General features: G+C 56.9%; 27 protein-coding genes. 19 read left to right on the top strand and 8 right to left on the bottom strand.

Features of this window, described 5'->3' with window-relative positions:
• Nucleotides 1–100: 100 nt before the first annotated feature.
• The 5 genes from prc to G5154_RS01275 form a co-directional block, all read right to left on the bottom strand.
• Complete coding sequence (prc, locus tag G5154_RS01255) at nucleotides 101–2,116, bottom strand: carboxy terminal-processing peptidase (RefSeq protein WP_005345439.1); 2,016 nt, start codon at nucleotides 2,114–2,116, stop codon at nucleotides 101–103.
• Nucleotides 2,117–2,124: 8 nt separating this feature from the next.
• The gene (gene proQ, locus G5154_RS01260) at nucleotides 2,125–2,763 is read right to left on the bottom strand and encodes an RNA chaperone ProQ (protein WP_005345438.1); all 639 of its coding nucleotides are present in this window, start codon (nucleotides 2,761–2,763) and stop codon (nucleotides 2,125–2,127) included.
• 102 nt (nucleotides 2,764–2,865) lie between these two features.
• On the bottom strand, nucleotides 2,866–3,324 hold the full coding sequence (locus tag G5154_RS01265) for a GAF domain-containing protein (RefSeq protein ID WP_005345435.1): 459 nt from the start codon (nucleotides 3,322–3,324) through the stop codon (nucleotides 2,866–2,868).
• A gap of 93 nt (nucleotides 3,325–3,417) precedes the next feature.
• Nucleotides 3,418–3,879, bottom strand: coding sequence for a hypothetical protein (locus G5154_RS01270; protein ID WP_421243579.1), 462 nt, complete (start codon nucleotides 3,877–3,879; stop codon nucleotides 3,418–3,420).
• 111 nt (nucleotides 3,880–3,990) lie between these two features.
• Complete coding sequence (locus tag G5154_RS01275; RefSeq protein WP_148344940.1) at nucleotides 3,991–4,170, bottom strand: hypothetical protein; 180 nt, start codon at nucleotides 4,168–4,170, stop codon at nucleotides 3,991–3,993.
• On the opposite strand from G5154_RS01275, the gene ccoN reads away from it, so the two are divergent.
• From ccoN to ttcA, 11 genes are all read left to right on the top strand, one after another.
• A complete protein-coding gene (gene ccoN, locus G5154_RS01280; protein ID WP_005336616.1) occupies nucleotides 4,162–5,586 on the top strand; it encodes a cytochrome-c oxidase, cbb3-type subunit I in 1,425 nt (474 codons plus the stop codon). The genes G5154_RS01275 and ccoN overlap by 9 nt on opposite strands.
• A 16-nt stretch (nucleotides 5,587–5,602) precedes the next feature.
• Nucleotides 5,603–6,217: a cytochrome-c oxidase, cbb3-type subunit II gene (gene ccoO / locus G5154_RS01285; protein WP_021230095.1), complete on the top strand. Its 615-nt coding sequence runs from the start codon at nucleotides 5,603–5,605 to the stop codon at nucleotides 6,215–6,217.
• Between the two features lie 10 nt (nucleotides 6,218–6,227).
• Nucleotides 6,228–6,407, top strand: a complete 180-nt coding sequence (locus G5154_RS01290; RefSeq protein ID WP_005336620.1) for a CcoQ/FixQ family Cbb3-type cytochrome c oxidase assembly chaperone — start codon at nucleotides 6,228–6,230, stop codon at nucleotides 6,405–6,407.
• The gene (gene ccoP / locus G5154_RS01295; RefSeq protein ID WP_047435046.1) at nucleotides 6,407–7,387 is read left to right on the top strand and encodes a cytochrome-c oxidase, cbb3-type subunit III; all 981 of its coding nucleotides are present in this window, start codon (nucleotides 6,407–6,409) and stop codon (nucleotides 7,385–7,387) included. The genes G5154_RS01290 and ccoP overlap by 1 nt, the downstream gene beginning before the upstream one ends.
• A 141-nt stretch (nucleotides 7,388–7,528) precedes the next feature.
• Nucleotides 7,529–8,029, top strand: coding sequence for a FixH family protein (locus tag G5154_RS01300; protein ID WP_005345427.1), 501 nt, complete (start codon nucleotides 7,529–7,531; stop codon nucleotides 8,027–8,029).
• Nucleotides 8,030–8,115: 86 nt separating this feature from the next.
• Nucleotides 8,116–10,500 carry a heavy metal translocating P-type ATPase gene (locus G5154_RS01305; RefSeq protein ID WP_421250147.1) on the top strand — a complete coding sequence of 795 codons (2,385 nt, stop codon included), beginning with the start codon at nucleotides 8,116–8,118 and terminating at the stop codon, nucleotides 10,498–10,500.
• 138 nt (nucleotides 10,501–10,638) lie between these two features.
• On the top strand, nucleotides 10,639–10,827 hold the full coding sequence (gene ccoS, locus G5154_RS01310) for a cbb3-type cytochrome oxidase assembly protein CcoS (protein ID WP_005336630.1): 189 nt from the start codon (nucleotides 10,639–10,641) through the stop codon (nucleotides 10,825–10,827).
• Nucleotides 10,811–11,497, top strand: coding sequence for a sulfite exporter TauE/SafE family protein (locus tag G5154_RS01315; RefSeq protein WP_019446375.1), 687 nt, complete (start codon nucleotides 10,811–10,813; stop codon nucleotides 11,495–11,497). The genes ccoS and G5154_RS01315 overlap by 17 nt, the downstream gene beginning before the upstream one ends.
• Before the next feature lie 68 nt (nucleotides 11,498–11,565).
• Nucleotides 11,566–12,321 carry an FNR family transcription factor gene (locus G5154_RS01320; RefSeq protein ID WP_005336632.1) on the top strand — a complete coding sequence of 252 codons (756 nt, stop codon included), beginning with the start codon at nucleotides 11,566–11,568 and terminating at the stop codon, nucleotides 12,319–12,321.
• Nucleotides 12,322–12,474: 153 nt separating this feature from the next.
• Nucleotides 12,475–13,422, top strand: coding sequence for a universal stress protein UspE (gene uspE, locus G5154_RS01325; RefSeq protein ID WP_421250148.1), 948 nt, complete (start codon nucleotides 12,475–12,477; stop codon nucleotides 13,420–13,422).
• 74 nt (nucleotides 13,423–13,496) lie between these two features.
• On the top strand, nucleotides 13,497–14,405 hold the full coding sequence (gene ttcA / locus G5154_RS01330) for a tRNA 2-thiocytidine(32) synthetase TtcA (RefSeq protein ID WP_005336634.1): 909 nt from the start codon (nucleotides 13,497–13,499) through the stop codon (nucleotides 14,403–14,405).
• A 102-nt stretch (nucleotides 14,406–14,507) separates the two neighbouring features.
• Here the strand turns inward: ttcA and G5154_RS01335 are convergent, their stop codons facing one another.
• Nucleotides 14,508–15,194: a DUF2987 domain-containing protein gene (locus tag G5154_RS01335; protein WP_421250149.1), complete on the bottom strand. Its 687-nt coding sequence runs from the start codon at nucleotides 15,192–15,194 to the stop codon at nucleotides 14,508–14,510.
• A gap of 16 nt (nucleotides 15,195–15,210) precedes the next feature.
• On the bottom strand, nucleotides 15,211–15,948 hold the full coding sequence (locus G5154_RS01340; protein WP_005351939.1) for a hypothetical protein: 738 nt from the start codon (nucleotides 15,946–15,948) through the stop codon (nucleotides 15,211–15,213).
• A gap of 201 nt (nucleotides 15,949–16,149) precedes the next feature.
• Between G5154_RS01340 and potA the strand changes: the two genes are divergently transcribed.
• The 4 genes from potA (at nucleotide 16,150) to G5154_RS01360 (ending at nucleotide 20,043) form a co-directional block, all read left to right on the top strand.
• Complete coding sequence (potA, locus tag G5154_RS01345) at nucleotides 16,150–17,253, top strand: spermidine/putrescine ABC transporter ATP-binding protein PotA (protein ID WP_421250150.1); 1,104 nt, start codon at nucleotides 16,150–16,152, stop codon at nucleotides 17,251–17,253.
• On the top strand, nucleotides 17,240–18,127 hold the full coding sequence (gene potB / locus G5154_RS01350) for a spermidine/putrescine ABC transporter permease PotB (protein WP_216977668.1): 888 nt from the start codon (nucleotides 17,240–17,242) through the stop codon (nucleotides 18,125–18,127). Before potA ends, potB begins: the two co-directional genes overlap by 14 nt.
• The gene (potC, locus tag G5154_RS01355) at nucleotides 18,124–18,894 is read left to right on the top strand and encodes a spermidine/putrescine ABC transporter permease PotC (RefSeq protein ID WP_005336644.1); all 771 of its coding nucleotides are present in this window, start codon (nucleotides 18,124–18,126) and stop codon (nucleotides 18,892–18,894) included. Before potB ends, potC begins: the two co-directional genes overlap by 4 nt.
• An 81-nt stretch (nucleotides 18,895–18,975) precedes the next feature.
• The gene (locus G5154_RS01360) at nucleotides 18,976–20,043 is read left to right on the top strand and encodes an extracellular solute-binding protein (protein WP_421250151.1); all 1,068 of its coding nucleotides are present in this window, start codon (nucleotides 18,976–18,978) and stop codon (nucleotides 20,041–20,043) included.
• A gap of 391 nt (nucleotides 20,044–20,434) precedes the next feature.
• Here the strand turns inward: G5154_RS01360 and G5154_RS01365 are convergent, their stop codons facing one another.
• Entirely contained in the window at nucleotides 20,435–21,226 is a 792-nt protein-coding gene (locus G5154_RS01365; RefSeq protein WP_421250152.1) for a hypothetical protein, read from the bottom strand.
• Nucleotides 21,227–21,879: 653 nt separating this feature from the next.
• Between G5154_RS01365 and G5154_RS01370 the strand changes: the two genes are divergently transcribed.
• From G5154_RS01370 to rbsC, 4 genes are all read left to right on the top strand, one after another.
• Nucleotides 21,880–22,497 carry a glutathione S-transferase family protein gene (locus tag G5154_RS01370; RefSeq protein ID WP_421250153.1) on the top strand — a complete coding sequence of 206 codons (618 nt, stop codon included), beginning with the start codon at nucleotides 21,880–21,882 and terminating at the stop codon, nucleotides 22,495–22,497.
• A gap of 233 nt (nucleotides 22,498–22,730) precedes the next feature.
• Nucleotides 22,731–23,150: a D-ribose pyranase gene (gene rbsD, locus G5154_RS01375; RefSeq protein ID WP_103252053.1), complete on the top strand. Its 420-nt coding sequence runs from the start codon at nucleotides 22,731–22,733 to the stop codon at nucleotides 23,148–23,150.
• A 36-nt stretch (nucleotides 23,151–23,186) separates the two neighbouring features.
• Complete coding sequence (gene rbsA, locus G5154_RS01380) at nucleotides 23,187–24,716, top strand: ribose ABC transporter ATP-binding protein RbsA (RefSeq protein WP_421250154.1); 1,530 nt, start codon at nucleotides 23,187–23,189, stop codon at nucleotides 24,714–24,716.
• On the top strand, nucleotides 24,713–25,681 hold the full coding sequence (gene rbsC, locus G5154_RS01385; RefSeq protein ID WP_005336670.1) for a ribose ABC transporter permease: 969 nt from the start codon (nucleotides 24,713–24,715) through the stop codon (nucleotides 25,679–25,681). Before rbsA ends, rbsC begins: the two co-directional genes overlap by 4 nt.
• The last annotated feature ends 12 nt before the right edge of the window (nucleotides 25,682–25,693 follow it).

Here is a 25,693-nt window from a genome sequence, read left to right on the forward strand (position 1 = left end):
CACAACCAACTGGCGGGGTCAAACGATTTGCATGACATCAGATGTGCCAGATAAAAAGAAAGGGCGACCGCAGTCGCCCTTGTGCATGATGGGTTGCCTGTCAGCTGCGTTTGCTGTCCATAGCCAGATCCGCCGTGATATTGGCCGCTTCGATGAGATACTCATCGGGCGCTTCAAAATCAGCGGGCAGTTCGTCCAGGCTCTTGACTGCCGGCTTGCCAAGACGTGCCAAGCGCTCATTGGTACGTTTAAGCGCTTTCTCATCCTGTTTCGCCTGCTCTGCAACACGCTCCGCCTCGTTGAGGGAGACCGACTTCTTGTCTTTCTCCTCCTTGTAGTCAGCGATGTCCTGCATCACATAGGCAAACTCGGGATCCTTGGCGATCCGAGCATCGTGCGCCGCCTGCAACTTGGGCAGCAGACTGGTGAAATTGCCGAGTTTCTCGTAGTTGGCTGAGGCTATCTTGTCCCAAGGCAACGCATTAAACTCGCGGCTTTCGCCCGTCTCTTCCGGCGCAACCGGTGTCGGGAAGCTGATATCCGGCGCAACGCCCTTGTTCTGGGTACTGCCACCATTGATCCGGTAGAACTTGGCGATGGTGTACTGCACGTGACCCAGCGGCTGCTCGTAGAAGTCATAGACCTTGGCGAGGCTGCGATGTTGTTGCACCGTCCCCTTGCCGAACGAGTTTTCCCCCAGGATCAGGGCGCGACCATAATCCTGCATGGCGGCGGCGAAGATCTCGGAGGCAGATGCACTGTATCTGTCGATCAGCACCGACATGGGACCGCCGTAATAGACGTTGCCATCATCGTCACCGTTGACCGTGATACGACCCATATGATCCCGGATCTGAACCACAGGACCGCTGCCAAAGAAGAGACCGCTCAGGGCAGAGGCTTCGGTCAGGGCTCCGCCGCCGTTTCCGCGCAGATCGATGATCAAACCATCGATCTTCTGCTTGTTGAGGCTGGAGAGCTCCTTGATCACATCATCGTGCAGATTGACGTAGAAACTTGGAATCTCGATGACACCGATCTTCTTGCCTTCGGCGGTGATCACCTTGGACTTGGCCGCGCGATCTTCAAGGCGCACCTTGTCACGGGTCAGCTCGATCTGTTCGGTCTTGGCGGTAGCGCCCTTGCCGCGCTGAATTTCAAGCTTGACCTTGCTCCCCTTGGGTCCCTTGATGAGCTCGACCACGTCATCGAGACGCCAGCCGATCACATCAACAATCTTGCCATCTTCCTGTCCCACCCCGGTGATCTTGTCATCAGGCTTGAGGTGGTTGGATTTGGCAGCAGGACCACCGGGTACCAGGGAGCGGATGACTGTAAAGTCATCTTCCGCCTGCAACACGGCACCGATCCCTTCCAGCGAGAGGTTCATCTCGGTGTTGAAACGATCGGCACTGCGCGGTGAGAGGTAACTGGTGTGGGGTTCGATGGCGCGAGCGAAGGAGTTCATGAAGAGCTGGAAGACATCTTCGCTCTCGGTCTGGGACATTCGCTTGATGGCGTTGTTGTAACGCTTGCCAAGCAGCTCCTTGATCTCGGGCCACTCCTTGCCGCTGAGTTTGAGGCTCAGGGCATCGAACTTGACTCGCTGACGCCACAGCTCGTTGAGCTCTGCTTCATCTTTGGGCCAAGCCGCACCTTCTCTATCGAACACATAGTTGTCGGGCTGGGTGAAATCAAAGGGAGTGTCAAGCAGTTTGAGGGCGTATTCGAACCGCTCATAACGCCGTTGCTGACTCAGGTTGAACATCTCGTAGGCGGGTGCCAGACGGCCTCTTTCGAGGTCGGTGTCAAAACCGTTACGGTATTTTTCAAAACGGCTGATATCAGAGGCCAAAAACAGGTTGCGACTGTAGTCCAGATTCTCCAGATATTTATCGAAAATCACGGAGGAAAAGGCATCATCCAGCTTGAACTGTTTGTAGTGCGAGCGGGTAAACAGATTGGTAATTCGCTTGCTGGCCGTAGCATGTTGGCTCTCTTGAGCCAACACAGGCAAATCACTCTCCTTGAGCACCGGCTCGATGGCCTGTGCAAGCCCGGCAAGCGCCAGGCTACAGGCAACGAGGGAAAAACGAATTACGCCATGCTTCAACATTTGTCTCCTTAGAGAACCAAGTGCTCTGATTTGACCCGCACCATCATGCCGGTCTGCAGTTGGACCTGTACATCGTCCTTGGTCACTTCCTTGATGGTTGCCGGAACCGGGAATTTACCCATAACGACGCGCACATCCTGGCCCACTTTCAGCGTAGCGGCATCCACTTTAACAAGCGGAGCTTCAGCAGCGGGCACTTTGGCGGCAGCCTTCGGCTTGGCAGCGACATCAGCCTTCTCGGTTTTGCGCACAGCAGGGCGACGAGGCTTCTTGGCCTTCTCATCCTTCTCTTTGGTATTGGTACGACGGCTGGCGAATACACGCTCTTTGCTCTCTTTCAGAGCTTGCTTGGCGTGCTCGATGTGCTCTTCGGTCAGCAGTTCACCCGGATTACCATCCAGATCAACGCGAGCCTGGCCAGCTTTGAGTCCGTGCAGGTAGCGCCAGCTGGAGGTGTATTGACGCAGTGCGGAGCGCAGCATGGTCTTGGAGACTCTGGCATCGTCAGCAAGACGCTCGGCCAAATCCTGGAAGATGCCAATCTTGAGCGGCTTGGCCTCTCCTTCAGCAACGAAGCAGGCCGGGAATTTCTCGACCAGGTAGGCAACGATCTCTTTACTGTTCTTCAGCTTCTCAGTGTTTTCCATGTATAACCTTGGCTTTCATATAAACGCACGGGCACGTCCCGAGCACAACAAAGGCCCCATTATAGAGAGCTTGGGGCCTTTTGCGAACCATCTAGCAATGACTTAGAGCATGCTTTCCAAAATTTGCACTGTTTCTTCAAGACCAATTCGATCTTGCTGGTCGAAACGGTTAAAAACTGGACTATCGATATCGAGTACCCCGATGATCTCGTCACCGCGGCGCACCGGGATCACGATTTCCGAGTTGCTCGCGCCATCGCAAGCGATGTGACCGTCGAACTGGTGGACATCATCAATGAGCTGGGTTTTCCCCTCAGCCACTGCTGTGCCACACACCCCGCGGCCGACCGGGATCCGCACACAGGCCGGTTTGCCCTGAAACGGCCCCAATACCAGAGTCTCGCCCTGCAACAGATAAAAACCGACCCAGTTGATCTCCGTCAGCTCCTGATTCAGCAGCGCAGACAAGTTGGCCATATTGGCAATCAGATCGGTTTCGCCCTCCAGTAGTGCCTTGGCCTGCTGGTTGAGGGTGCGATAAAATGGTTGTTTTTCAATCATGATTAAATGCACTTCACTCCCTGATGGTTTGGGGAAGGTAACGCCTGCCAGGGAAATTTCAAATATTTTTTCCACTCTGCCACCATTGAACGATTATTCACGGGCAACAGAGAGGGCCAATTGCTGGCGTTGGCCATTGCTCCATTCAATATTGAGCAACCAGACCATGACCAGAGAGGTACAGCTTCCTACCAGTGTTGTACCCTGCCATCCTCCCGCGACTTGTTCAAAGTTCACCGGAATGGTCCCCATAAACATATCTCGCCCTTCCAGCCAGGCTTTTAACGGCTTGATTTCCGGGTCGCCCCCTTGGATATCTATTGCAAAGTCATGTTCGGCACGTAGCGGTAACACCTTGATGGCCACCGTTAGTGGTTTGTTACCAATCAATGCGCTGCAAGGTGTGTGGGAAAGATCACAAATCTGATCTTTTGTCTGGCCAGCAGTCATGCTGTTATCGGCCGAAAACCAGGTGCGATAGGCCACCAGCGCCAATAGCAGCGCCAATACAAGTGCAAGGTGCAGTACTTTACGTGCGGTAAGTCTCTCTTTCATCAAAAAACGTCCGTTTAAGATGCAATTAAAATGTTTTTTTGTGATCACGAACAAGGTAAAAAACGGCCAGAACGATACCGGACGGAACCAAATATATCACTGTTTATACTGTTATTTTACCTGTCGCTTCAGTATCATTCCCATGCAGTTTTCATTTAGCCATCTTTTGCTTTTCCTTTCGTTAACAGGCGTTAACAACTGGTTGGCGGTGGCTTGATGGAGCCAGTCCGGTTTTCCGGATAAAACATCAAACAACAGCAGCATCGGAAGCGGAATATAACGATGAGCCATACAACTAACCATCCTGAGTACAACTACACCGTTGTTCGCCAGTTTACCGTCATGACGATTGTCTGGGGAATTGTCGGCATGTCGGTTGGCGTACTGATCGCAGCCCAGTTGATCTGGCCTGCCCTCAACTTCGAAACCCCCTGGCTGACTTACAGTCGTCTGCGGCCCCTCCACACCAACGCAGTGATCTTCGCCTTTGGCGTCAGTGCCCTGATGGCCACCTCGTTCTACGTGGTACAGCGCACCTGTCAAACCAGACTGTTTGGTGGCCCGTTGGCAACCTTCGTATTCTGGGGCTGGCAAGCCATCATTCTCTCTGCCGCCATCTCTCTGCCGCTGGGTTACACCTCCGCCAAAGAGTATGCCGAGCTGGAGTGGCCGATTGACATCGCCATCACTGTGGTATGGGTCGCCTATGCCATCGTCTTCTTCGGCACACTGATGAAGCGCACCACCTCCCACATCTATGTGGCGAACTGGTTCTTCGGCGCCTTCATCATCACCGTTGCGGTGCTGCACATTGTCAACAACATGGAAGTACCGCTCTCCGGCATGAAGTCTTACTCCATGTACTCCGGCGCCATGGACGCCATGGTGCAGTGGTGGTATGGCCACAACGCGGTAGGCTTCCTGCTGACCGCCGGCTTCCTGGGGATGATGTACTACTTCGTGCCCAAGCAGGCCGGTCGTCCGGTTTACTCCTATCGCCTCTCCATCGTGCACTTCTGGGCGCTGATCTCCCTCTATATCTGGGCCGGTCCGCACCACCTGCACTACACCGCACTGCCTGACTGGGCTCAGTCCCTCGGGATGGTAATGTCCCTGATCCTGTTCGTCCCCTCCTGGGGCGGCATGATCAACGGCATCATGACCCTCTCCGGTGCCTGGCACAAACTGCGTTATGACCCCATCCTGCGCTTCCTGATCGTCTCCCTCTCTTTCTACGGCATGTCGACCTTCGAAGGCCCGATGATGGCGATCAAAACCGTCAACGCCCTCTCCCACTACACCGACTGGACCGTTGGTCACGTGCACTCCGGTGCGTTGGGCTGGGTTGCCATGGTCTCCATCGGTGCGGTTTACCATCTGATCCCGAACCTGTTCGGCCAGGGCCGGATGTACAGCGTCAAGCTGATCAACGTTCACTTCTGGCTGGCGACCGTGGGCACCGTGCTCTACATCGTTGCCATGTGGATTTCCGGCGTGATGCAGGGCCTGATGTGGCGTGCAGTCAACGAAGACGGCACCCTGACCTACAGCTTCGTTGAAGCGCTGCAGGCATCCTATCCCTTCTATTTCGTGCGCTTCCTGGGTGGCTGCTTCTTCGTCACCGGCATGTTGCTGATGGCTTACAACGCCTATCGCACCATCACTGCGCCCAAAGGTTCTCTGGAACCTGTCGCCCAGCCAGCATGATTGAAGAGGTCAACCCATGAGCAACAATAACCGTCACGAAATATTTGAAAAAAGCGTTCCCATGCTGGTGGTCGGCATCATCTTCGCCATCAGTCTGGGGGGCCTGGTTGAAATCACTCCGCTGTTCTTCCAGAAGCAAACCACCGAGCCGGTGGAGGGCCTCAAGCCCTACACCGCTCTGCAGATGGAAGGGCGCGACATCTTCATTCGCGAAGGCTGCACCAACTGCCACAGCCAGATGATCCGTCCGTTCCGTGCCGAAACCGAACGTTACGGTCACTACTCTGTCGCAGGTGAGAGCGTCTGGGAGCACCCCTTCCTGTGGGGCTCCAAGCGTACTGGTCCGGATCTGGCCCGTGTCGGTGGCCGCTACTCCGACGAGTGGCACAAGGTTCACCTGATCAACCCGCGCGATGTGGTACCGGAATCCAACATGCCCGCCTACCCCTGGCTTGATACCAACGTGCTGACTGGCGAGATGACCGGCAAAAAACTGGCGCTGTTCCGCGATCACTTCGGTGTGCCCTATACCGACGCCGACATTCAGGGTGCTGGCGAAGCCGTGAAGGGTAAAACCGAGCTGGATGCGCTGGTGGCCTATCTGCAATCACTGGGTCATGCCCTGAAATAAGGAGGCGAAAATGGACTACGGCACATTTCGCGGTCTGTATACCTTGCTGTTGATGGCCATCATGATTGGCATCATCGTCTGGGCCTACAGCAAACGCCGCAAGACCTCTTTCGACGAGGCTGCCAATCTGGTTTTTGCCGATGATGAGCAACCCGGTGCTGATAAAAAGAACGCAGGAGCGAAACAATAATGAGCACTCTGTTTAGCATTTTTGTGACTGTCATCAGTCTGGGAACCATCCTCGGCTGCTTCTTGCTGCTGATGTGGTGCCGCAAGGACAAGATGGGTGTTGAAGAAGGCAAATCGATGGGTCACTCCTTCGATGGCATCGAGGAGATCAACAACCCGCTGCCGAAGTGGTGGACTTACATGTTCCTCTTCTTCATCGTCACCGGTCTGGTCTATCTGATCGCCTTCCCGGGGCTTGGCAACTTCAAAGGCCTTCTGGGCTGGCAAAGTTCCAACCAGGACGTGCGCTCGCTGGCAGAGTCCAAGGCTGCAACCGAATCGGCTAAGGCCGAAGGTCGCGCAGTGGAGTATGACCGCGAGGTCGCCAAGGCTGACGAGATCTACGGCGCCAAGTTCCGTGAACTCACCTACGAAGCGGATGGCAAAACCTATCGAGCCATCACCGAGATCGCCAAGGATCCGGAAGCCCTGAAAGTGGGTCAGCGTCTGTTCCTGCAGAACTGCTCCCAGTGCCACGGCTCCGATGCCCGTGGTGGCCGCGGCTTCCCGAACCTGACCGACAGCGAATGGCAATGGGGCGGCCAGCCTGATCAAATCAAGACCACCATCATGGGCGGTCGTCAGGGGATCATGGCTGCCTGGGGTGAAATCCTCGGCAAAGATGGCGTTCAGGAAGTGGCCTCCTATGTGCTGAGCCTCTCCGGTCGCAAGGTTGACCTGGTGGAAGCGAAGAAAGGTGAAGCCCGCTTCGCCATCTGCGCAGCTTGCCACGGTGCCGATGCCAAGGGCGGTATTGCCGTCGGGGCGCCAGATCTGACCAACAACACCTGGCTCTACGGTGGCTCCCGCGAAGTGGTGGTACAAACCATCACCCACGGTCGTCACGGCGTGATGCCAGCCTGGAAAGATATTCTGGGTGAGGACAAGGTTCACCTGCTGGCCTCCTACGTTTACAGCCTGTCCCATCAGCCTGCTAAATAAAGGTCGCTCACATAAGTCGTAACATGTGATAAACACGTGATTACACAGCAAAAAGCCTCGACTCCTCGAGGCTTTTTGTTATCTTGTGTTACGTAAAAACCATCTTCCACGTTAATCATTCGTTTCATGGCAGTAGCAATCATGACCCAACCTCTATCCAAACCGTGGTATCGCCAATTCTGGCCCTGGTTTATCATCGCCCTCCCCACTGCCGCCGTTGTTGGCAGCATAGCCACCGCCATCATCGCCAGCAAGGATGGGGTCAATCTGGTGGCCGAGGACTATTACAAACAAGGGAAAGAGATCAATCAGGACTTGAGCAAGTTTGACCGCTCCGAAGCGCTCAATATCCGCTTTGGGCTGGAGGTTGACGGCAACGAGCTGACCCTCAAACCCATCAGCGGTGACATTCCTGCCGGGCAAGCTCTCTATCTCTCATTGTTCCACCCGACCTTGGCCGGTCAGGACAGTGAACACATGATCACCGCCGATGCGAGCGGTACCTATCGCCTCCATTTCGACAAGCCGCTGGTCGGCAAGTGGCACATTCGGGTCGATGCCTTTGATCACCAATGGCGATTGCAAGAGACCGTCCAGCTGCCCACCCTGGCCCCTGTCGAACTCGACCCGAAAGGACGCTAAGCCATGACCGGCAGTTCTCACTGTGGCGAGCCGGTGCTCGCCAGTGCCCCTGCTGCTTGCATTCTGCATTCAGGGAGGCATAACGCATGACCCCCTGCTTTCACTGTGGCGAGCCGGTACCCACCAATAGTGGCTATTCCCTCGAGATAAAGGGGATTGTTCGCCCCATGTGCTGCCCCGGCTGTCAGGCTGTGGCAGAAACCATCATGGAGTGCGGCCTCGCCAGTTACTACGATCACCGCACCGCTCCCGGCACCAAGGGCGATCTGGTGCCCGAGGAGCTGGCCGCCCTCACCCACTACGATCTGGCAGAAGTACAACAGGATTTTGTCACCGACAACGGTACCCTTCGCGAAATCCAGCTGACAGTTGAAGGGCTCACCTGCGCCGCCTGTGCCTGGCTTATCGAACGTCACCTAATGACCCTTGGCGGCCTGCGCTACATCAACGTCAACACCACCACCCACCGGGCCCGCATCAAGTGGGATCCGGGCCAGCTCTCCCTGAGTGACATCCTCAAGGGATTTGCCCAGATCGGCTATCGCGCCTATCCGTTCCAGACCCATCAACAGGAGGCGCTCTACGCCAAAGAGGTGCGCAGCTATATGTTCCGGCTGGCACTGGCAGGGCTTGGCTCGATGCAGGTGATGATGTGCGCCGTGGCTCTCTATATGGACCTCTTCATCAGTGTTGAAGATGAGTTCATGGTCTACTTCAAGTGGATAAGCCTGTTGCTCTCCACCCCCATCATGATCTATTCAGCCCAACCCTTTTACGTGGGTGCCTGGCGCAGCCTGAAACAGGGCCATCTGTCGATGGATGTGTCGGTGTCGCTGGCGCTGATCGGGGCTTTTATCGCCTCCATGTGGGCCACCGTGTTCAATACCGGTGAGGTCTATTACGACTCCATCACCATGTTCGTCTTCTTCCTGCTGCTGGGGCGCTTTCTCGAGTTGCGGGCCCGGCGCAAGGCGTCGGAATCGAGCTCCAACCTGGCACGACTGGTGCCCATCATGGCGACCCGCATCGATGATGAAGGGGAGCATGAGGTAGCGGCCAAGACCTTGCAGGTCGGCGATCGGGTACGGGTGCTGGCCGGAGCAACCTTGCCGGCGGACGGCATCATTGTCGAAGGGCAAGCCAGCCTCAACGAATCCATGCTGACCGGTGAACAGCTGCCCCTGCTCAAACAGCCCGGTGAGCAGGTCTATGCCGGTACCATCAACACCGATGCCCCGCTGCAGATCCGGGTCAGCCACCGTATCGAAGAGTCGCGGATCGCCCAGATCATGCGGCTGCAGGATCACGCCCTCGACGACAAACCGGCCATCGCCCAGATGGCGGATCAGCTGTCGCGCCACTTTATTCTGGTGCTGCTGATCATTGCCGCCGCGGTCTGGACCTTCTGGCACTTCCATCAACCGGATCAGGCGTTCTGGGTCACCCTCGCCGTGCTGGTTGCCACCTGCCCCTGTGCCCTGTCGCTGGCCACCCCGACGGCGCTGACCTCGGCCACCGCCAATCTGACCCGTAACGGCATTCTGCTGCGCCGTGGTCATGTGCTGGACGTGCTGACCAAGGCCAACCGGATCGTGATGGACAAGACCGGTACCCTGACTACTGGCGAGATCAGTCTGACGCAGACTCAAGCGTTGGCCGACCTTGACGTGGCCCACTGCCTCGCCATCGCTCGGGCCATGGAGGCGCAATCCGAACATCCCATTGCCCGCGCCTTCCGACTGCCCGCCGACAGCATCGCCGTGTTGCCATCCGTTCGCGAGATCACCCCGGTCATCGGTCACGGCATCACGGCGCTGGTGAATGGCGTACGCTACCGCATCGGCAGTGCCCGCTGGCTTGGGCTGGATCCGGCGCAAGAACGCGGCCGCGGTCTGGCTATCTATCTGGCCGACGAGCAGAAGGTCTTGGCCCGCTTCAATCTGGAAGATACCCTGCGCCCCGATGCCAGGGCGCTGATCGCGGCATTCAAGGCGGCCGGTCTGCAAACTACCGTGCTGACTGGCGACAGCTCTTTGCAGGCAGACGAGATTGCCCGCGAGCTAGGAGTGGATGAGCTGGTCAAGGGGGTCTCGCCCGATGGCAAGCTGGCCTACCTCAAGGCCCGGGAAGCCCAAGGGGATATCAGCATCATGGTGGGCGATGGCATCAACGACGCCCCGGTACTGGCTGGCGCTCACGCCTCGTTTGCCATGGCTGGTGGCACCGATCTGGCGAAAAACAGCGCCGATGCCATCCTGCTGGCCGATGACCTGAGCCGACTGCTCGAGGCCAGAGTGCTGGCAATGCGTACCCGCAAGATCATCATCGAGAACTTCGCCTGGTCCATCGGTTACAACCTGCTGGTGCTGCCGCTGGCGGCCTGCGGCTGGCTGCCCCCCTATCTGGCGGCGGCGGGCATGTCGCTCAGTTCACTCATCGTGGTAACCAACTCGATGCGCCTCAACCGATGAGACCGGTGGCGGAAAATAGCTGAAAATGTGGCCTGCCTCCAATGCAGGCCACATTTCTCACTGATAGCGGCTGGCCCCCTGCCCGAACAGGGTTACCATAGGGGACACTTGCCAAGGATGAACGCCAAGGTACCTCTCATGAATATAATTTTTGTCCTGATCCCCATCGCCATCCTGTTTGTGATCATCGCCGGGGTCGTCTTCTTCTGGGCCATTCGCTCCGAACAGTTTGAAGATCTCGACCGGCAGGGTTCCAACATCCTGTTTGACGAAGAGCAACCTGCCCACAAACCCGTAAAGCCTGCTGACCATGACCCACAACCTTGATCTGGCCGGCGCCCTGCTGGTCGGACTGGCAGGCTCTGCCCACTGTATCGGCATGTGCGGTGGCGTCTCCGCCGCGCTCTCCATGGCGATCCCCGCCAACAAGCAGCACTTCTGGGGGCGGCTTGCCTATCTGCTCAACTACAACCTCGGCCGGATCCTGAGCTATGTGATTGCAGGTGCACTGGTGGGCGGCCTGCTCGCCACCACCAGCGAGCTGGGCGCAGGCAAACACGCTATTGCCGGCTTACGCCTGGTGGCGGCGTTATTGATGATTGCGCTTGGTCTCTATCTGGCGGGCTGGTGGCAAGGGATCTTGCTGCTGGAGCGGCTCGGCGCAAGACTTTGGCCCCGTATCAAACCGCTGGCGGGCAAGTTTCTCCCCTTCACCTCACCTGTGCAGGCACTGCCCTTTGGCATGGTGTGGGGTTGGCTCCCCTGCGGGCTGGTCTACTCCATGCTGACCTGGAGCGCAGCGGCCGGTTCGGCCAGTGGCGGGGCGCTGATCATGCTCTTTTTTGGTCTCGGCACCCTGCCCACCCTGTTCGCGTTGGGCGGGCTTGCCGATCGCCTGAGATACTGGCTCACCCTGCGCAGTTTGCGCCTTGGCGGTGCCCTGCTGCTCATTTTGTTCGGGGTGCATACCTTCTGGATTGGCATTGCTTCCTTTTGAAACCCTATCCAAAACGGATGAGTTGATGGTAAACTTGTTTGATATAAATCAATTATTCGTATGAGCCTATGATCCCGGAAAAGAAACCTGGCAGACGTATCCAGAGCGGTGGCTGTGCAATTCATTGCCAGGATTGCAGCATCAGTCAGCTCTGTATTCCCTTCACTCTGAACGACAACGAGCTTGATCAGCTGGACAGCATCATCGAGCGCAAGAAGCCGATCCAGAAGGGTGAAGAGCTGTTCAAGGCTGGCGATGAGTTCAAATCGCTCTATGCCATCCGTTCCGGGACCATCAAGTCTTACACAATCACCGAGCAAGGGGATGAGCAGATCACCGCGTTCCACCTCGCTGGCGATCTGGTCGGTTTTGACGCCATCCACAAACAGGCCCACCCCTCCTTCGCCCAGGCGCTGGAAACGGCCATGGTGTGCGAGATCCCGTTTGAAGTGCTGGATGATCTCTCCGGCAAGATGCCCAAGCTGCGCCAGCAGATCATGCGTCTGATGAGCAACGAAATCATGGGCGATCAGGAGATGATCCTGCTGCTCTCCAAGAAGAATGCCGAAGAGCGCCTCGCCGCCTTCCTGCACAATCTGTCGGTACGCTTCTCCGAACGCGGCTTCTCCGCCAAGGAGTTCCGTCTATCCATGACCCGTGGTGACATTGGTAACTATCTGGGGCTGACCGTCGAGACTATCAGTCGTCTGCTCGGCCGTTTCCAGAAGTCCGGTCTCATCAGCGTCAAAGGCAAATACATTACCGTACTGGATCAGGTCGCGCTGGGCATGATGGCCGGTGCAACTCGCCCGCCCTGCGGCTGATATTTTTCCGCTTACCCTCTCGCTTGTCTCCTGCTTTCCCTGCCGGATCCTTTCCTCTGGAATGTGATCCGGTACGTTCCCCATACCCTCCTCCTGCGCTAAGCTGTAATGGCTAAGATTCTGCTGTCATTGGACTTTTCCAAGGAGGAGAAGATGGTCAAATATCAGAATATTCTGGTGGTTATCAATCCAGAAGAGGAGCGTCAAATCGCCCTCGAACGGGCAGTCAAAGTCGCCGAGCTGGACGAAAGCGCCCATCTGACCCTGCTGCTCACCATCTATGACTTCTCGTATGAAATGACTGCCATGCTCTCGGTGGACGAGCGGCAAGAGATGCGTGATGGCGTCATTTCACAGCGACGTGAGTGGCTGGACGAGATCCTGACCCCCTATCGGGCACAGGGGATCGAATGCGAAGTGAAGGTAGTCTGGCACAATCGCCCCTTCGAGTGTGTCATTCAGGAAGTGCTGGAGCAGCGCCACGATCTGGTGGTCAAAGCCACTCACCATCACAGCTTCCTGCAAACCTTCATCTTTACCCCCACCGACTGGCACCTGCTGCGCAAATGCCCCTGTCCGGTGCTGCTGGTCAAGGAGGGTCACTGGAAACGGGGCGGCAACATCATCGCCGCCATCAACTGCTCAAGCGACGATCCGGATCAGAAAGTGCTCAACGAACGGATCACCCAGGAGGGAAGCGACATCGCCGAGCTGCTGGGCTCCAATCTCTATCTGGTCAACACCTACCCGGGCACCCCGGTCAACGTGGCCATCGAGCTGCCAGAGTTTGATCCCAACGCCTACAACGAAGCGATCCGCAAGCACCACGAAAGCCTGCTGCTAAGCCATGCCGACAAGTTCGGGATCGGTCATCTCTGGACTCGGGTAGCAGAGGGGCTACCGGAAGAGGTGTTGCCGGATATGGCCGAAGAGCTCAAGGCGACCCTGATGATCATGGGCTGCGTCGGCCGTACCGGGCTTTCTGCAGCTTTGCTCGGCAATACCGCCGAACATGTGATTGACCGCCTCTCCTGCGACATCCTGATCCTCAAACCGGCGGACTACAGCTGCCCGGTCGACAGTCGTCGCAATCAATCATAAGGTGCCTGGCACCTTGCCCTCCCCCGGGACATGGCTATAATAACGCGCTTATTTGTGTCCCGGGTTTTACGAGCATGCTAGAAGAGCTGAACGCCAAAGAAAAATACAGTTTTAACAAACTGCAGAAGCGCCTGCGGCGCAACGTGGGTCAGGCCATTGCCGACTTCAACATGATTGAAGAGGGCGACAAGGTCATGGTCTGCCTCTCAGGCGGCAAGGACAGCTTCGGTATGCTCGACATACTGATGAGCCTCAAAGCCAGCGCCCCCATCCATTTCGATCTGGTTGCCGTCAACCTGGATCAGAAGCAGCCCGGTTTCCCCGAGCATGTGCTGCCCGAGTATCTGGATTCCCTCGGCATCGAGTACAAGATTGTTGAAGAGGATACCTACTCCATCGTCAAGGAGAAGGTACCGGAAGGCAAAACTACCTGCTCTCTTTGCTCACGGCTGCGCCGCGGTATTCTCTACCGCACCGCCCAAGAGCTGGGTTGCACCAAGATTGCCCTTGGCCACCACCGCGACGACATCCTCGAGACCCTGTTCCTCAACATGTTCTACGGTGGCAAGCTCAAGTCCATGCCGCCCAAGCTGGTGAGCGACGATGGCAAGAACGTGGTGATCCGCCCGCTGGCCTACTGCAAAGAGAAGGATCTGATCCGCTACGCCGACGTCAAAGCCTTCCCCATCATTCCGTGCAACCTGTGCGGCTCGCAGGAGAACCTGCAGCGTCAGGCCATCAAACAGATGATGCAGGATTGGGATCGCCGCTTCCCCGGTCGTATCGAAACCATGTTCACCGCCATTCAGGACGTGATCCCGAGCCACCTGCTCGACCACAAGCTGTTTGACTTCAAGAGCATCAACCGCGACTCCGGCATCATCGATGGTGGCGACAAGGCGTTTGATCCGCCCGAGATGCCAAAGGCGCCGCTGCTGGACATCGACGAGATGGACATGCTGGATGTGATTGAAGTGCGCTAAGCCGCGCTCACAGGGCAAACGCCACGCAATAAAAAAGGAGCGATGATCGCTCCTTTTTGCTTTCTGGATTGGCCTTTCACTGCGGTGACAGCGCGACCGATCTCACCCTTTATGCAGCCAGGGGGTCAGCCGCAACACGTCACCCTGCAGGCGCAGTTGCCCGGTCGCGAACGCGGCCAGTTGCTCATTGCTCAGCAGCAGGTGGCCTTCCTGCCAGAGCAGCGCCTCCTGACGGGCACCATCAATCAGATAAGCAGTGCCGCTCTGCTGCACCAGGGTAATGCGTACCCCTGCCATCTTCGGCAGGAAGTGCTTGCCGACCATGCCTGCCATCTTGTCGAGCAGCGACTGCATCTGCTGTTGACGGGCAGCCAGCTCGGCCAGCGGCAGCTCGGGCCCTTTCGGCGCATCTGCCATCACCTGTACCGTCATATCGCAAGTGGCGTGCTCTTCTTTCAGGCCGACGGTCACGATCCCCTTGTCGAGGTTGAGATCCTCATCAAAAGGCAGGCGCAGTTCGCTATCGACCGTTACCTCACCCGCCACTTCCTTGCTGTCGGTTGCAACCCGGGCAAAGGTGAGGCCGCAGCGCTGACCATTTTGCGGATCGGTCAGATAAAACCCCAGTCTGGCGTGACCAAACTCCCCTTTGGCAAAGGTCTTCATCTGGCTGTAGAAGGTGCTGTATTGCAGATCCAGCACCGGCTCAGCCAGCGCCAGCCCTGGCAGCAAGAGCGTGGCCAGCAGGCTCTGGCGCACAGCCTTGGTCACTCCATATCGACGGGTCATTCAACGTCCTTTTGCATCATGCATTGAAATGGTTGGGGCCTTCTGTCACCTCGTTAACCTCTACCCCCACCCCGCAGAGATCCCGATAGAGGATCCCCTTGCAGTTGAAATAGAGCGGTGCCACCCAGATAAGCCCCAACCCCATGGGGATCAGAGCCAGGAAGAAGAGCGCGGTCATCACGCCGTGGAACAGCACAATGCTGGGCCAGCCGCGCGCAAAGAGCTTGAGAGAGACCAGAATGGCCTGGGGTGGCGTCAGGCCGCGCTCCAGCACCAGAGGTACGGTAAAGAGCAGCCCCATACCGATCAGAGCCGAGGGAATGAAAGAGAGTACGGCGGGCAATCCCAGCAGATCGAATAGCGGGCCAAACAGGCTGGTGAGCAGACTGCCAAGCAGGCTCAGCATGCCGAGGCGTACAAAGTGGCGGAAGAAATCGAACACCTGGTTGGCGCGGGCGCGCACCCCGACAGACTGCTGCAACCCCAGCATATCGAGGGAGCTGGTCATGGGGGCCATTACCACCGTCATCAGCAGGCTCAGCACCATGGCCACATTCATCTGGCTGTCATCCCCCAGATAGGGCAACAGCAGCACATTACTGAGCAGGATCCAGATCGCCGTCACCCCGACAATCGCCAGCAGCAGGCCAAATCCGGTACGGCGGGTCTGTTGCCATCCCTCCTGGATGACCCCTTTCAGATCAAGGCGGTAGCCCTGGTTCAGAGACTGCTCAAGGGAGCCGCCAATACGCATTTTATTACTCAATTGACTATCCAATATCGAAAACGACCAAATCAGGTGGCACATTATAGCGATTTGGTCTGCTATTCGTAGCCGTTTTTCCTGCGCACTTGCGGCTAATTCGGACCAAAAAGCCTTTAATTTCATGTGTCGGCTGCATAGAATGCGGCCCTCTTTCAACACGATGGCCACTGGCTGGGGTGAGACTGGCGGATGATGAACAATCCACAGGTAATTGTCGCGCTGAACAAGATCAGCAAAAAATACGATGGCAAGGTGATCCTGAGTGACCTTGACCTTGAAATCTATGACGGTGAATTTCTTACCCTGTTGGGCCCTTCCGGCTGTGGCAAGACCACCCTGCTGCGCCTGCTGGCCGGGCTCGAATCGGTCGATGGTGGCACCATCCATCTGGCCGGTGACGAGATCACCCATATCCCCGCCGAACACAGGCACATCAACACCGTGTTCCAGAGCTATGCGCTCTTCCCCCATATGACGGTGTTTGAAAACGTCGCCTTTGGCCTCGAGATGCAGAAAGTACCGGCCAGCGAGATCCGCCAGCGGGTCGAGGAGACCCTCGCCATGGTGCAGCTCACCGAGCTGGCCAACCGCCGCCCGGATCAGCTCTCCGGCGGCCAGCAGCAACGGGTCGCCATCGCCCGCGCCGTGGTCAACAAGCCCCGCCTGCTGCTGCTCGACGAATCCCTCTCGGCGCTCGACTACAGGCTGCGCAAGCAGATGCAGAGCGAGCTCAAGGCGCTGCAACGTCGCCTTGGTATCACCTTTGTCTTCGTTACCCATGATCAGGAAGAGGCACTCACCATGTCTGATCGCATCCTGGTGATGGAGGGCGGCAAGATCATCCAGCGCGGCACCCCGCGCGATATCTACGAATCGCCAGCAAACCTGTTCGTGGCCCGCTTTATCGGCGAGATCAACGTGATGGATGGCAAGCTGATCAGCCAGCGCGAGCTCGGTATCTGGCAAGCGGAGGTAGAGGGGCGCGAATGCCTGCTCCATACCACCTTGCCATTCCAGCCAGACGACAAGGTACTGGTGCTGCTGCGCCCGGAAGATCTGCGCATTCTCGATCAGGATGACGATCAGATCGGTGCGCTGCGGGGCAATATCCGCGAGCGCAACTACAAGGGGGCAACGCTGGATTCGGTGATCGAGCTCGAAAGTGGCAAACTGCTGCTTATCTCCGAGTTCTTCGACGAGGATGACCCCGATTTTGACTACCGTCTGGGTCAGGAGGTGGCGATCCACTGGGTCGACAGCTGGGAGGTGGTGCTGCCCTATGAGCCTCACTAATCTGCGGGTACCGCACAGCTTTGCCCACAACGGCTTTCGCAACGGGGCCATCGCGCTGATCCTCGGCTGGCTGACGCTGTTTGTCTTCCTGCCCAACCTGATGATCGTCGGCGTCAGCTTCCTGACTCGTGACGAGTCCGAGCTTATCGCACCGCTCTTTACCCTGAGCAACTATGGCCGCCTGCTGGACCCCCTCTATTTCGAGGTACTGCTCCACTCTCTCTGGCTGGCGCTGCTCGCCACCGCCATCTGCCTGCTGGTGGGCTACCCCTTTGCCTGGCTGCTGGCCCATCTGCCAGCGCGTATCCGCCCGCTGCTGCTGTTTCTGGTGGTGGTGCCGTTCTGGACCAACTCCCTGATCCGCACCTATGCGCTGAAAGTGCTGCTCGGCACTCGGGGGCTGATCAACGGCTGGCTGCTGGATCTGGGGCTTATCGAGCGACCGCTGCAGATGATGTATACCGAGGTGGCCGTCATCATCGGGCTGGTCTATGTGCTGCTCCCCTTTATGGTGCTGCCGCTCTACTCCAGCATCGAGAAGCTGGATGGCCGTTTGCTGGAGGCGGCGCGTGATCTTGGCGCCAATGGCTGGCAGCGGCTGGTGCGGATCATTCTGCCGCTCACCCTACCCGGCATCATCGCCGGTTGTCTGCTGGTGTTCCTGCCCGCCATGGGGATGTTCTATGTCTCCGACTTGCTGGGTGGCGCCAAGCACCTGCTGATCGGCAACCTGATCAAGACCCAGTTCCTCAACAGCCGTGACTGGCCCTTTGGCGCCGCCATCAGCGTGATGCTGACGGTGCTGATGGCGCTCTTGGTCTACTGCTACTGGCGGGCGGGCAAGCTGCTCAGCAAGAAGGGGGAGCTGGCATGATGCGCGCACTGAAAGCTCTGTTCCTGCTGCTGGTGTTTGGCTATCTCTATGTGCCCATCGGGGTGCTGATCGCCAACTCCTTCAACCTGTCGAAATATGGCATCGACTGGCGCGGCTTTACCCTTGGCTGGTATGAGAAGCTGTTTGCCAGCGCCAGCCTGATGCAGGCGGCCCAGCACTCCCTGACCATCGCCGCCCTCACCGCCACCGCGGCCACCCTGATCGGCACCCTCACCGCCGTAGCGCTGTTTCGCTACCGCTTTCGCGGCAAGCAATACGTGAGCGGCATGCTGTTCGTGGTGATGATGTCCCCCGATATCGTCATGGCCATCTCCCTGCTGACCCTGTTTGTGGTGACCGGCATTGCGCTGGGCTTCTGGTCGCTGCTGATCGCCCACATCACCTTCTGCCTGCCGTTCGTGGTGATCACCGTCTACTCGCGGCTGTGCGGTTTTGATGTGCGGATGCTGGAGGCAGCGCGAGATCTGGGGGCTGGCGAGTGGATCATCCTGCGCCGCATCATACTGCCGCTGGCCCTGCCGGCGGTGATGGCGGGCTGGCTGCTCTCCTTTACCCTGTCGCTGGACGACGTGGTGGTGAGCTCCTTTGTTACCGGCCCGGCCTACGAGATCCTGCCGCTCAAGATCTACTCCATGGTCAAGGTGGGGGTCTCCCCCGAGGTCAACGCCCTGGCCACCCTGATGCTGGTCGCCTCCCTCGGGATGGTGCTGCTGGCGCAACTGTTACTGCGTAAACGGCAGGGTTGACCCTGCCCGTTTCGTCCCCGCCATCTTTGGCGAACTCTGTCACGGTGGGCCGCAAGGCCCCATAACCCCAAGGAGTTGTTGATGACAATCCAACACAAGGCCGGCGCCCTGCTGGCAGCCGCCCTCACCCTCACCACCCCGCTGCTGAGCCAGAACGCTCACGCGGCCGACGACAAGGTGGTCTACTTCTACAACTGGTCGGAATATGTGCCGGACGGCCTGCTGGAGCAGTTCCAGCAAGAGACCGGTATCAAGGTGATCTACTCCACCTACGAATCCAACGAGACCCTCTACGCCAAGCTGAAAACCCATGGCGACGGCTATGACGTGGTGGTGCCCAGCACCTATTTCATCTCGAAAATGGCCAAAGAGGGGATGCTGCAGCCGCTGGATCGCGCCCAGCTGCCCAACTTCAAGCACCTCGACCCTACCCTGCTCAACCATGAGTACGACCCGGACAACAGCTACTCCATCCCCTATATCTGGGGCGCAACCGGCATCGGCACCAACACTGACATCATCGAGCAGCCGGTCACCAGCTGGAAACAGCTCTGGGCACCGGAGTGGAAAGAGAGCCTGCTGCTGATGGACGATGCCCGCGAGGTGTTCCATATCGCGCTGGTGCAGCTGGGTTACAGCCCCAACACTCAAGACAAGGCGCAAATTTCTGAAGCCTTCGAATACCTGAAAAAGCTGATGCCCAACGTCAAGGCGTTCAACTCCGACAACCCGGCCGACCCCTTTATCGCCGGTGAGGTCAATATCGGCATGCTGTGGAACGGCTCGGCCTACGGCGCCCAGCGCGAATATCCCTCCATCCAGATGACCTACCCCGAAGAAGGCGCCGTGCTCTGGATGGACAACCTCGCCATCCCGGCCAAAGCCAAACATGTGAAAGAGGCCCACGCCCTGATCAACTTCCTGATGCGCCCCGATGTGGCCGCCAAGGTGGCCGAGGCGATTGGCTACCCCACCCCGGTCAAGGATGCTATTCCACTGCTCACCCCGGCGTTTCGCAATAACCCCATGGTCTTCCCGAGCGACGAGATCAAGCGCAAGGGCGAATTCCAGTCCGATGTGGGTGATGTCTCCCGCCTCTACGAGCAGTACTTCCTGCAGCTGAAAGCCATGGTGGCCAAGGCCGGTTAAATCGGCGGTTAATCGGTCCTCACGGGCTTAATGGATAAAGGGGGCAATATTTGCCCCCTTCTCTTTTTAACCACCAGCTCAATTTTTAAGTACGACAGTCATAGACACAGAGAGGCACAGGCGCGCATCGATTAACAGCAAAATATATAGATAGTCATCTTTAAGCCAGACAGACCACAATTTTTGTAAGTGCTCCACTGCAGCCGGCTTCAGATCAAATTTGTAGGGAAATATGAGGGGGGCGATGTATTTCTCCATTTAGAAGGGAGGAACTCATAGCGACCCCACTGTGGAGATATAGGCAAAATGGATGTGTTTATGGGGAATAACTGTGCAATTTTATCGAAACAGCTAACGTCCGATTACGATTCGCTAATCTAACTAACAGTCTTTATACCCCCTTTTCATAGGACAAATTATTATTTAGTGGATCGCCATATGCACTCTCTAAAACAGTATTTTGTCTATAGCTTGACATTTTTTCCTCCATAACGAATTTAAAATTAACTATCGATGGTAGCGGTTTATTATGAACTTTATAGTTACGTCTATATGTGTTTACTTCACTTTGATTCAGTCGCTTACAAACAACACCACCTTTTGATTTGTTAAGACCAACATCTGGTCGGCATGAAATATTTACACTCCCCAGTTTTAACTCACTCCAATTGCTGTATGCTGAAGATAAAAAATACCCTTGACGATTATGTTGATCTGAAGGGTTAGCTTTCAAATTAGCCTCCAACTCGGAACCTGCCTTCACTATAAAATAGCCAACAGAATCTAACACCCAATTACATCGGCCAGGCAATAAATAGTCTTTTGACACTTTTACACTGAATCTGTTTGATTGATATTTCTTAATGGGGTTATCTATTTGCCATCCCCTGAGTCTAGTATTTGCAGGTATAACTCCGAACGCATAAAAAGTTTTGCTGCAAGTAGAGTCAGTTTTATTAGATGCAATGAAAGTACTATTAACAGCTAATTGATACCCCTTATCAAAAGGAAACTCGCCCTGAATAGTAAACAATTCTGTTGGGGTGGGATTAATCTCTGGCTCAATATAGGGCTCTTTAAGCCACCAGTACCACCCTCCGCATATCACTGCCAAAGCTACAAAACCCGATATCAGTTTGGTTTTATTTTTGATATTGCTTGACTTTCCCTTGTCATCATCCATTGATCACCTCTTTATTTTCCTTAACCTACTTCCTACCTTTCCTTAAAACTCTCAATTTCGCTGAGTTTCACTCCCCTTCTCTTAGTAAACAACATGGCTACTGCATATATATTTTCAACTCCCTACATGCTATTTTATAACCGGATTAAAGCATGATAAAACATTACAGCCACCATGACAGCAGTGGAAAGTTTGTAGAAGAACATGGTATCAAACGCAAACGATTACAGTCATCAAAAAGTTATCTAAAAAGGCCGTTTTCTGTTTGATGATCTAAATGAAGATCAATCTTGTTAGATAGGATTCATTGTAACGACCCAAACATTAGAATATCTGATGACGATCAGATCGTGCAAGAGCGGGAGAACAACCAAGGACGCTACTGTGCCCCAGTCCTTTCAGTACCAACCACCCATCCTCAGGTATCAACTATCCCATCAAGTTCAACACCATCTGATTTGCACCCTTAGCCGAGGAATTTATGAAATGGGCAAACAAACCGATTAATTCTGCGCTTTTTCATCGCCCCTTAGGGGTGTAGATTGGTTGGGGGCAAACGTTGCCCCCTCTCTTTTTTCATGACCCCTCGAGATATCACGGAAAACACGCTTTTCGCCGATATCGCGGGTGGCCTGAGCCAATCAGGAGTATTCATGTCCGATCTGACCCTCTATTTCGCTCCCGGCACCTGTGCCATGGCCGTGCAGATTGCCCTGCTGGAAGCAAATGCCCCGTTCCAACCCCGTCTCGTCAACCTCGCCGCAGGGGAACAGCGTGATCCTGCGTATCTTGCCATCAACCCCAAAGGGCGGGTGCCAGCCCTTGTCACCGAGCAGGGCACCCTGACCGAGACCCCGGCCCTGCTGCTCTATGTGGCGCAGCGCTTCCCCGCAGCCAAGCTGGCGCCGCTGGATAGCCCGTTCCTGCTGGCCCGCATGCAGGAGGTCAACAGCTTCCTCGCCTCCACCGTGCATGTCTCCCATGCCCACGGTCGCCGTGGCAGCCGCTGGGCCGATGACGAGCAGGCCATTGCCGCCATGCAGCAGAAAGTCGCCAGTAATATGCGCGATGGCTTTGCCCAGATTGAGCAGCACTATCTGGCAGGCTCCTGGGTGCTGGGCGAGCAGTTCAGCGTGGCGGACATCTATCTGTTCGTGGTCGCGGGCTGGCTGAAAAGCGATGGGGTCGAGATCAGTGAATTCCCCAAAGTGGCCGATCATTATCAACGCATGCTGAGCCGTCCGGCGGTCGCCAAGGCACTGGCCAACTAACCATAAAATCAATAGCTCGATAAATAACAAGGGTGTCAGGGCTCTGCTGACACCCTTCCTGCCTCCTCCCCTGCACTTCTTCTCCCGCCTTTGAGATCGTTTTCACATTTCCGTGGTTTTGCCGTGGCCCTTCCTTAGTAAAAAGCCTATCTTTGCGTCATGACGCAACCGGTTGCGTAACCGGTTGCCTAGCGGTTCACAGATTGACGGGCCAAGGCCTGATGAGGTGCTGTATGAAACGAGGCGTACTGCTCAATGCTCCCCTGAGTGCTCTGGTGGCACAGATGGGCCACACCGACGAGATCACCGTCTGCGATGCAGGCTTGCCCATTCCGGCAGGTCCGGAGCGGATCGATCTGGCGCTGATGGCGGGGACACCCAGCCTTGAAACCGTACTGACCGCCCTGCTCACCGATCTGGTGGTGGAGAAAGCGATCATGGCAAGCGAGATCAAGCAGATCAGCCCCGCCGCCCATCAGGCGCTGGTCGATCAGCTTGAGGCGCACGCAGCCGCCCAGGGCAAACCCATCGCCATCGAATACTGCCTGCACGAGGAGTTCAAGACCCGCTCCCGCCAGAGCAAGGCGATCGTGCGCAGCGGCGAGGTGACTCCCTACGCCAACCTGATCCTCTGCGCCGGTGTGGCGTTCTGACATTCTTCAAAGAAGGCCTCTTCAAGGAAGCTGCAAATGAGCACAACCTCCCCCCTCTCACCCATTCTGGAGCTGACCGGGATCGTCAAGACCTTCCCCGGTGTGCGCGCCCTCGACGAAGCGGGTCTGCGGGTCTATCCGGGCCAGGTGATGGCCCTGCTCGGTGAAAATGGCGCCGGTAAATCCACCCTGATGAAGGTGCTGACCGGCATCTATCAGGCCGATGCGGGCAGCGTCAGCTATCGCGGTCAACCGGTTCATTTCAAGGGGCCGCGCGACTCTCAGGATCAGGGGATCAGCATCATCCACCAGGAGCTGAACCTGCTGCCGGAGTTGTCGATTGCCGCCAACATCTTCCTCGGTCGCGAACCGCGCACCCGTTTTGGCAGCATCGACCACAAACAGCTGCGCGAGCGGGCAAGCACCCTGCTGGCACGACTTGGCGTCAAACACGGGCCGGATACCCGACTCGGGGATCTCTCCATCGGCGAACAGCAGATGGTAGAGATTGCCAAGGCGCTGTCGTTCGATGCCAGCGTCATCATCATGGATGAACCCACCGATGCGCTGACCGATACCGAGACCGAGCAGCTGTTCAAGGTGATCCGCGAGCTGCGTGAGCAGGGTTGCGGCATCGTCTATATCTCCCACCGCCTCAAGGAGATCTTCGAGATCTGCGATCGGGTCACTGTGCTGCGCGATGGCAAGTGGATTGGCGAGAAGGCGGTGAGCGATCTGGATGAAGACAAGATCATCGAGATGATGGTAGGTCGCCGACTGGAAGAGCAGTACCCGCGTCTTGAGCGCGAGCTCGGCCCCGTCAACCTGCAGGTGAAAGATCTGGCCGGTCCCGGTGTGCGCGGGGTGAGTTTTTCCCTGCGTCAGGGGGAAATTCTGGGCTTTAGCGGCCTGATGGGCTCCGGCCGCACCGAGCTGATGAAGCTTATCTATGGCGCAAGTCCCATCAGCGCCGGTGAAGTGGCAGTGGACGGTCATGCTCTGGTGCCCAAAAGCCCGGCCGACGGGTTGGCCGCAGGCATCGCCTATATCTCCGAAGATCGCAAGGGGGATGGCCTGGTGCTGGAGCTGTCGGTGCGCGAAAACATGAGTCTCTGCGCCCTCGACGAGTTCATCAGCAACGGCAAGATCGACGGCAAGGCCGAGCGGCAGGCGGTGAGCGACTATGTGCGCCTGTTCAACATCAAGACCCCGAGTCAGGATCAGCTGATAAAGCTGCTCTCCGGCGGCAACCAGCAGAAGGTGGCCATCGCCAAAGGGCTGCTGACAAGGCCCAAGGTGCTGATCCTCGACGAGCCGACCCGCGGCGTCGACGTGGGGGCGAAGAAGGAAATTTATCAGCTGATCAACCAGTTCAAGAAGGAGGGGATGAGCATCATTCTGGTCTCCTCCGAAATGCCGGAAGTGCTCGGCATGAGTGATCGCATCATGGTGATGCATGAAGGGCGCATCAGCGCAGAGTTCAACACCCGCGATGCCAATCAGGAGAAGCTGATGGCGGCGGCAGTCGGTAAACAGTGGCAAGCAGAGCAAGAGGCATCCCAATGACAACCCAAACCCTTTCCCGCCGTGGCGTCATGAGCAAGGCGTGGTGGATCGAGAACAAATCCCTGGTCGCGCTGCTGGTCCTGATTGGTGTGGTCTCCTTTCTGAGCCCCAACTTCTTCACCGCCGACAACCTCCTCAACATCCTGCGCCAAACCTCGGTCAACGCCATCATGGCGGTCGGCATGACGCTGGTTATCCTCACCGCCGGTATCGATCTGTCGGTCGGCTCGGTACTGGCTCTGTGCGGTGCGCTGGCGGCGACCATGGTCGCCATGGAGCTACCGATCTGGCTGGTGGTGCCCCTCACTCTGGGTGCCGGTGCCCTGCTGGGCGGCGTCAGCGGCCTCATCATTGCCAAGGGCAAGGTGCAGGCATTTATCGCTACCCTGGTCACCATGACTGCCCTGCGCGGTATCACCATGGTCTATACCGAGGGTCGCCCCATCTCCACCGGTTTCAGTGACGGCGCCGATCACTTCGCTTGGCTCGGTACCGGTTACCTGTTCGGTCTGCCGGTGCCCATCTGGCTGATGGCCATCGTCTTCCTGCTCGCCTGGTTCATGCTCAACCACACTCGTCTGGGTCGCTACATCTACGCGCTGGGCGGCAATGAATCGGCTACCCGCCTCTCCGGCATCAATGTGGATCGGGTGAAGCTGGCGGTGTATGGTCTGTGCGGCGCGCTGTCGGCACTGGCGGGTCTTATCGTCACCTCCCGCCTCTCCTCTGCCCAACCGACCGCCGGCATGGGTTACGAGCTGGACGCCATCGCCGCCGTGGTGCTGGGTGGTACCAGCCTGATGGGCGGCAAGGGCCGCATCATGGGGACCCTGATCGGTGCCTTGATCATCGGCTTCCTCAACAACGCCCTCAACCTGCTCGACGTATCCTCCTATTACCAGATGATCGCCAAGGCCAGCGTGATCTTGCTTGCCGTGATGATCGATAACAAAAGCAATCGTTGATAAGACAAGCCA

Origin of the sequence: Aeromonas sp. 600527, from assembly GCF_049175415.1 — a bacterium.
Lineage (GTDB): Bacteria > Pseudomonadota > Gammaproteobacteria > Enterobacterales > Aeromonadaceae > Aeromonas > Aeromonas veronii_A.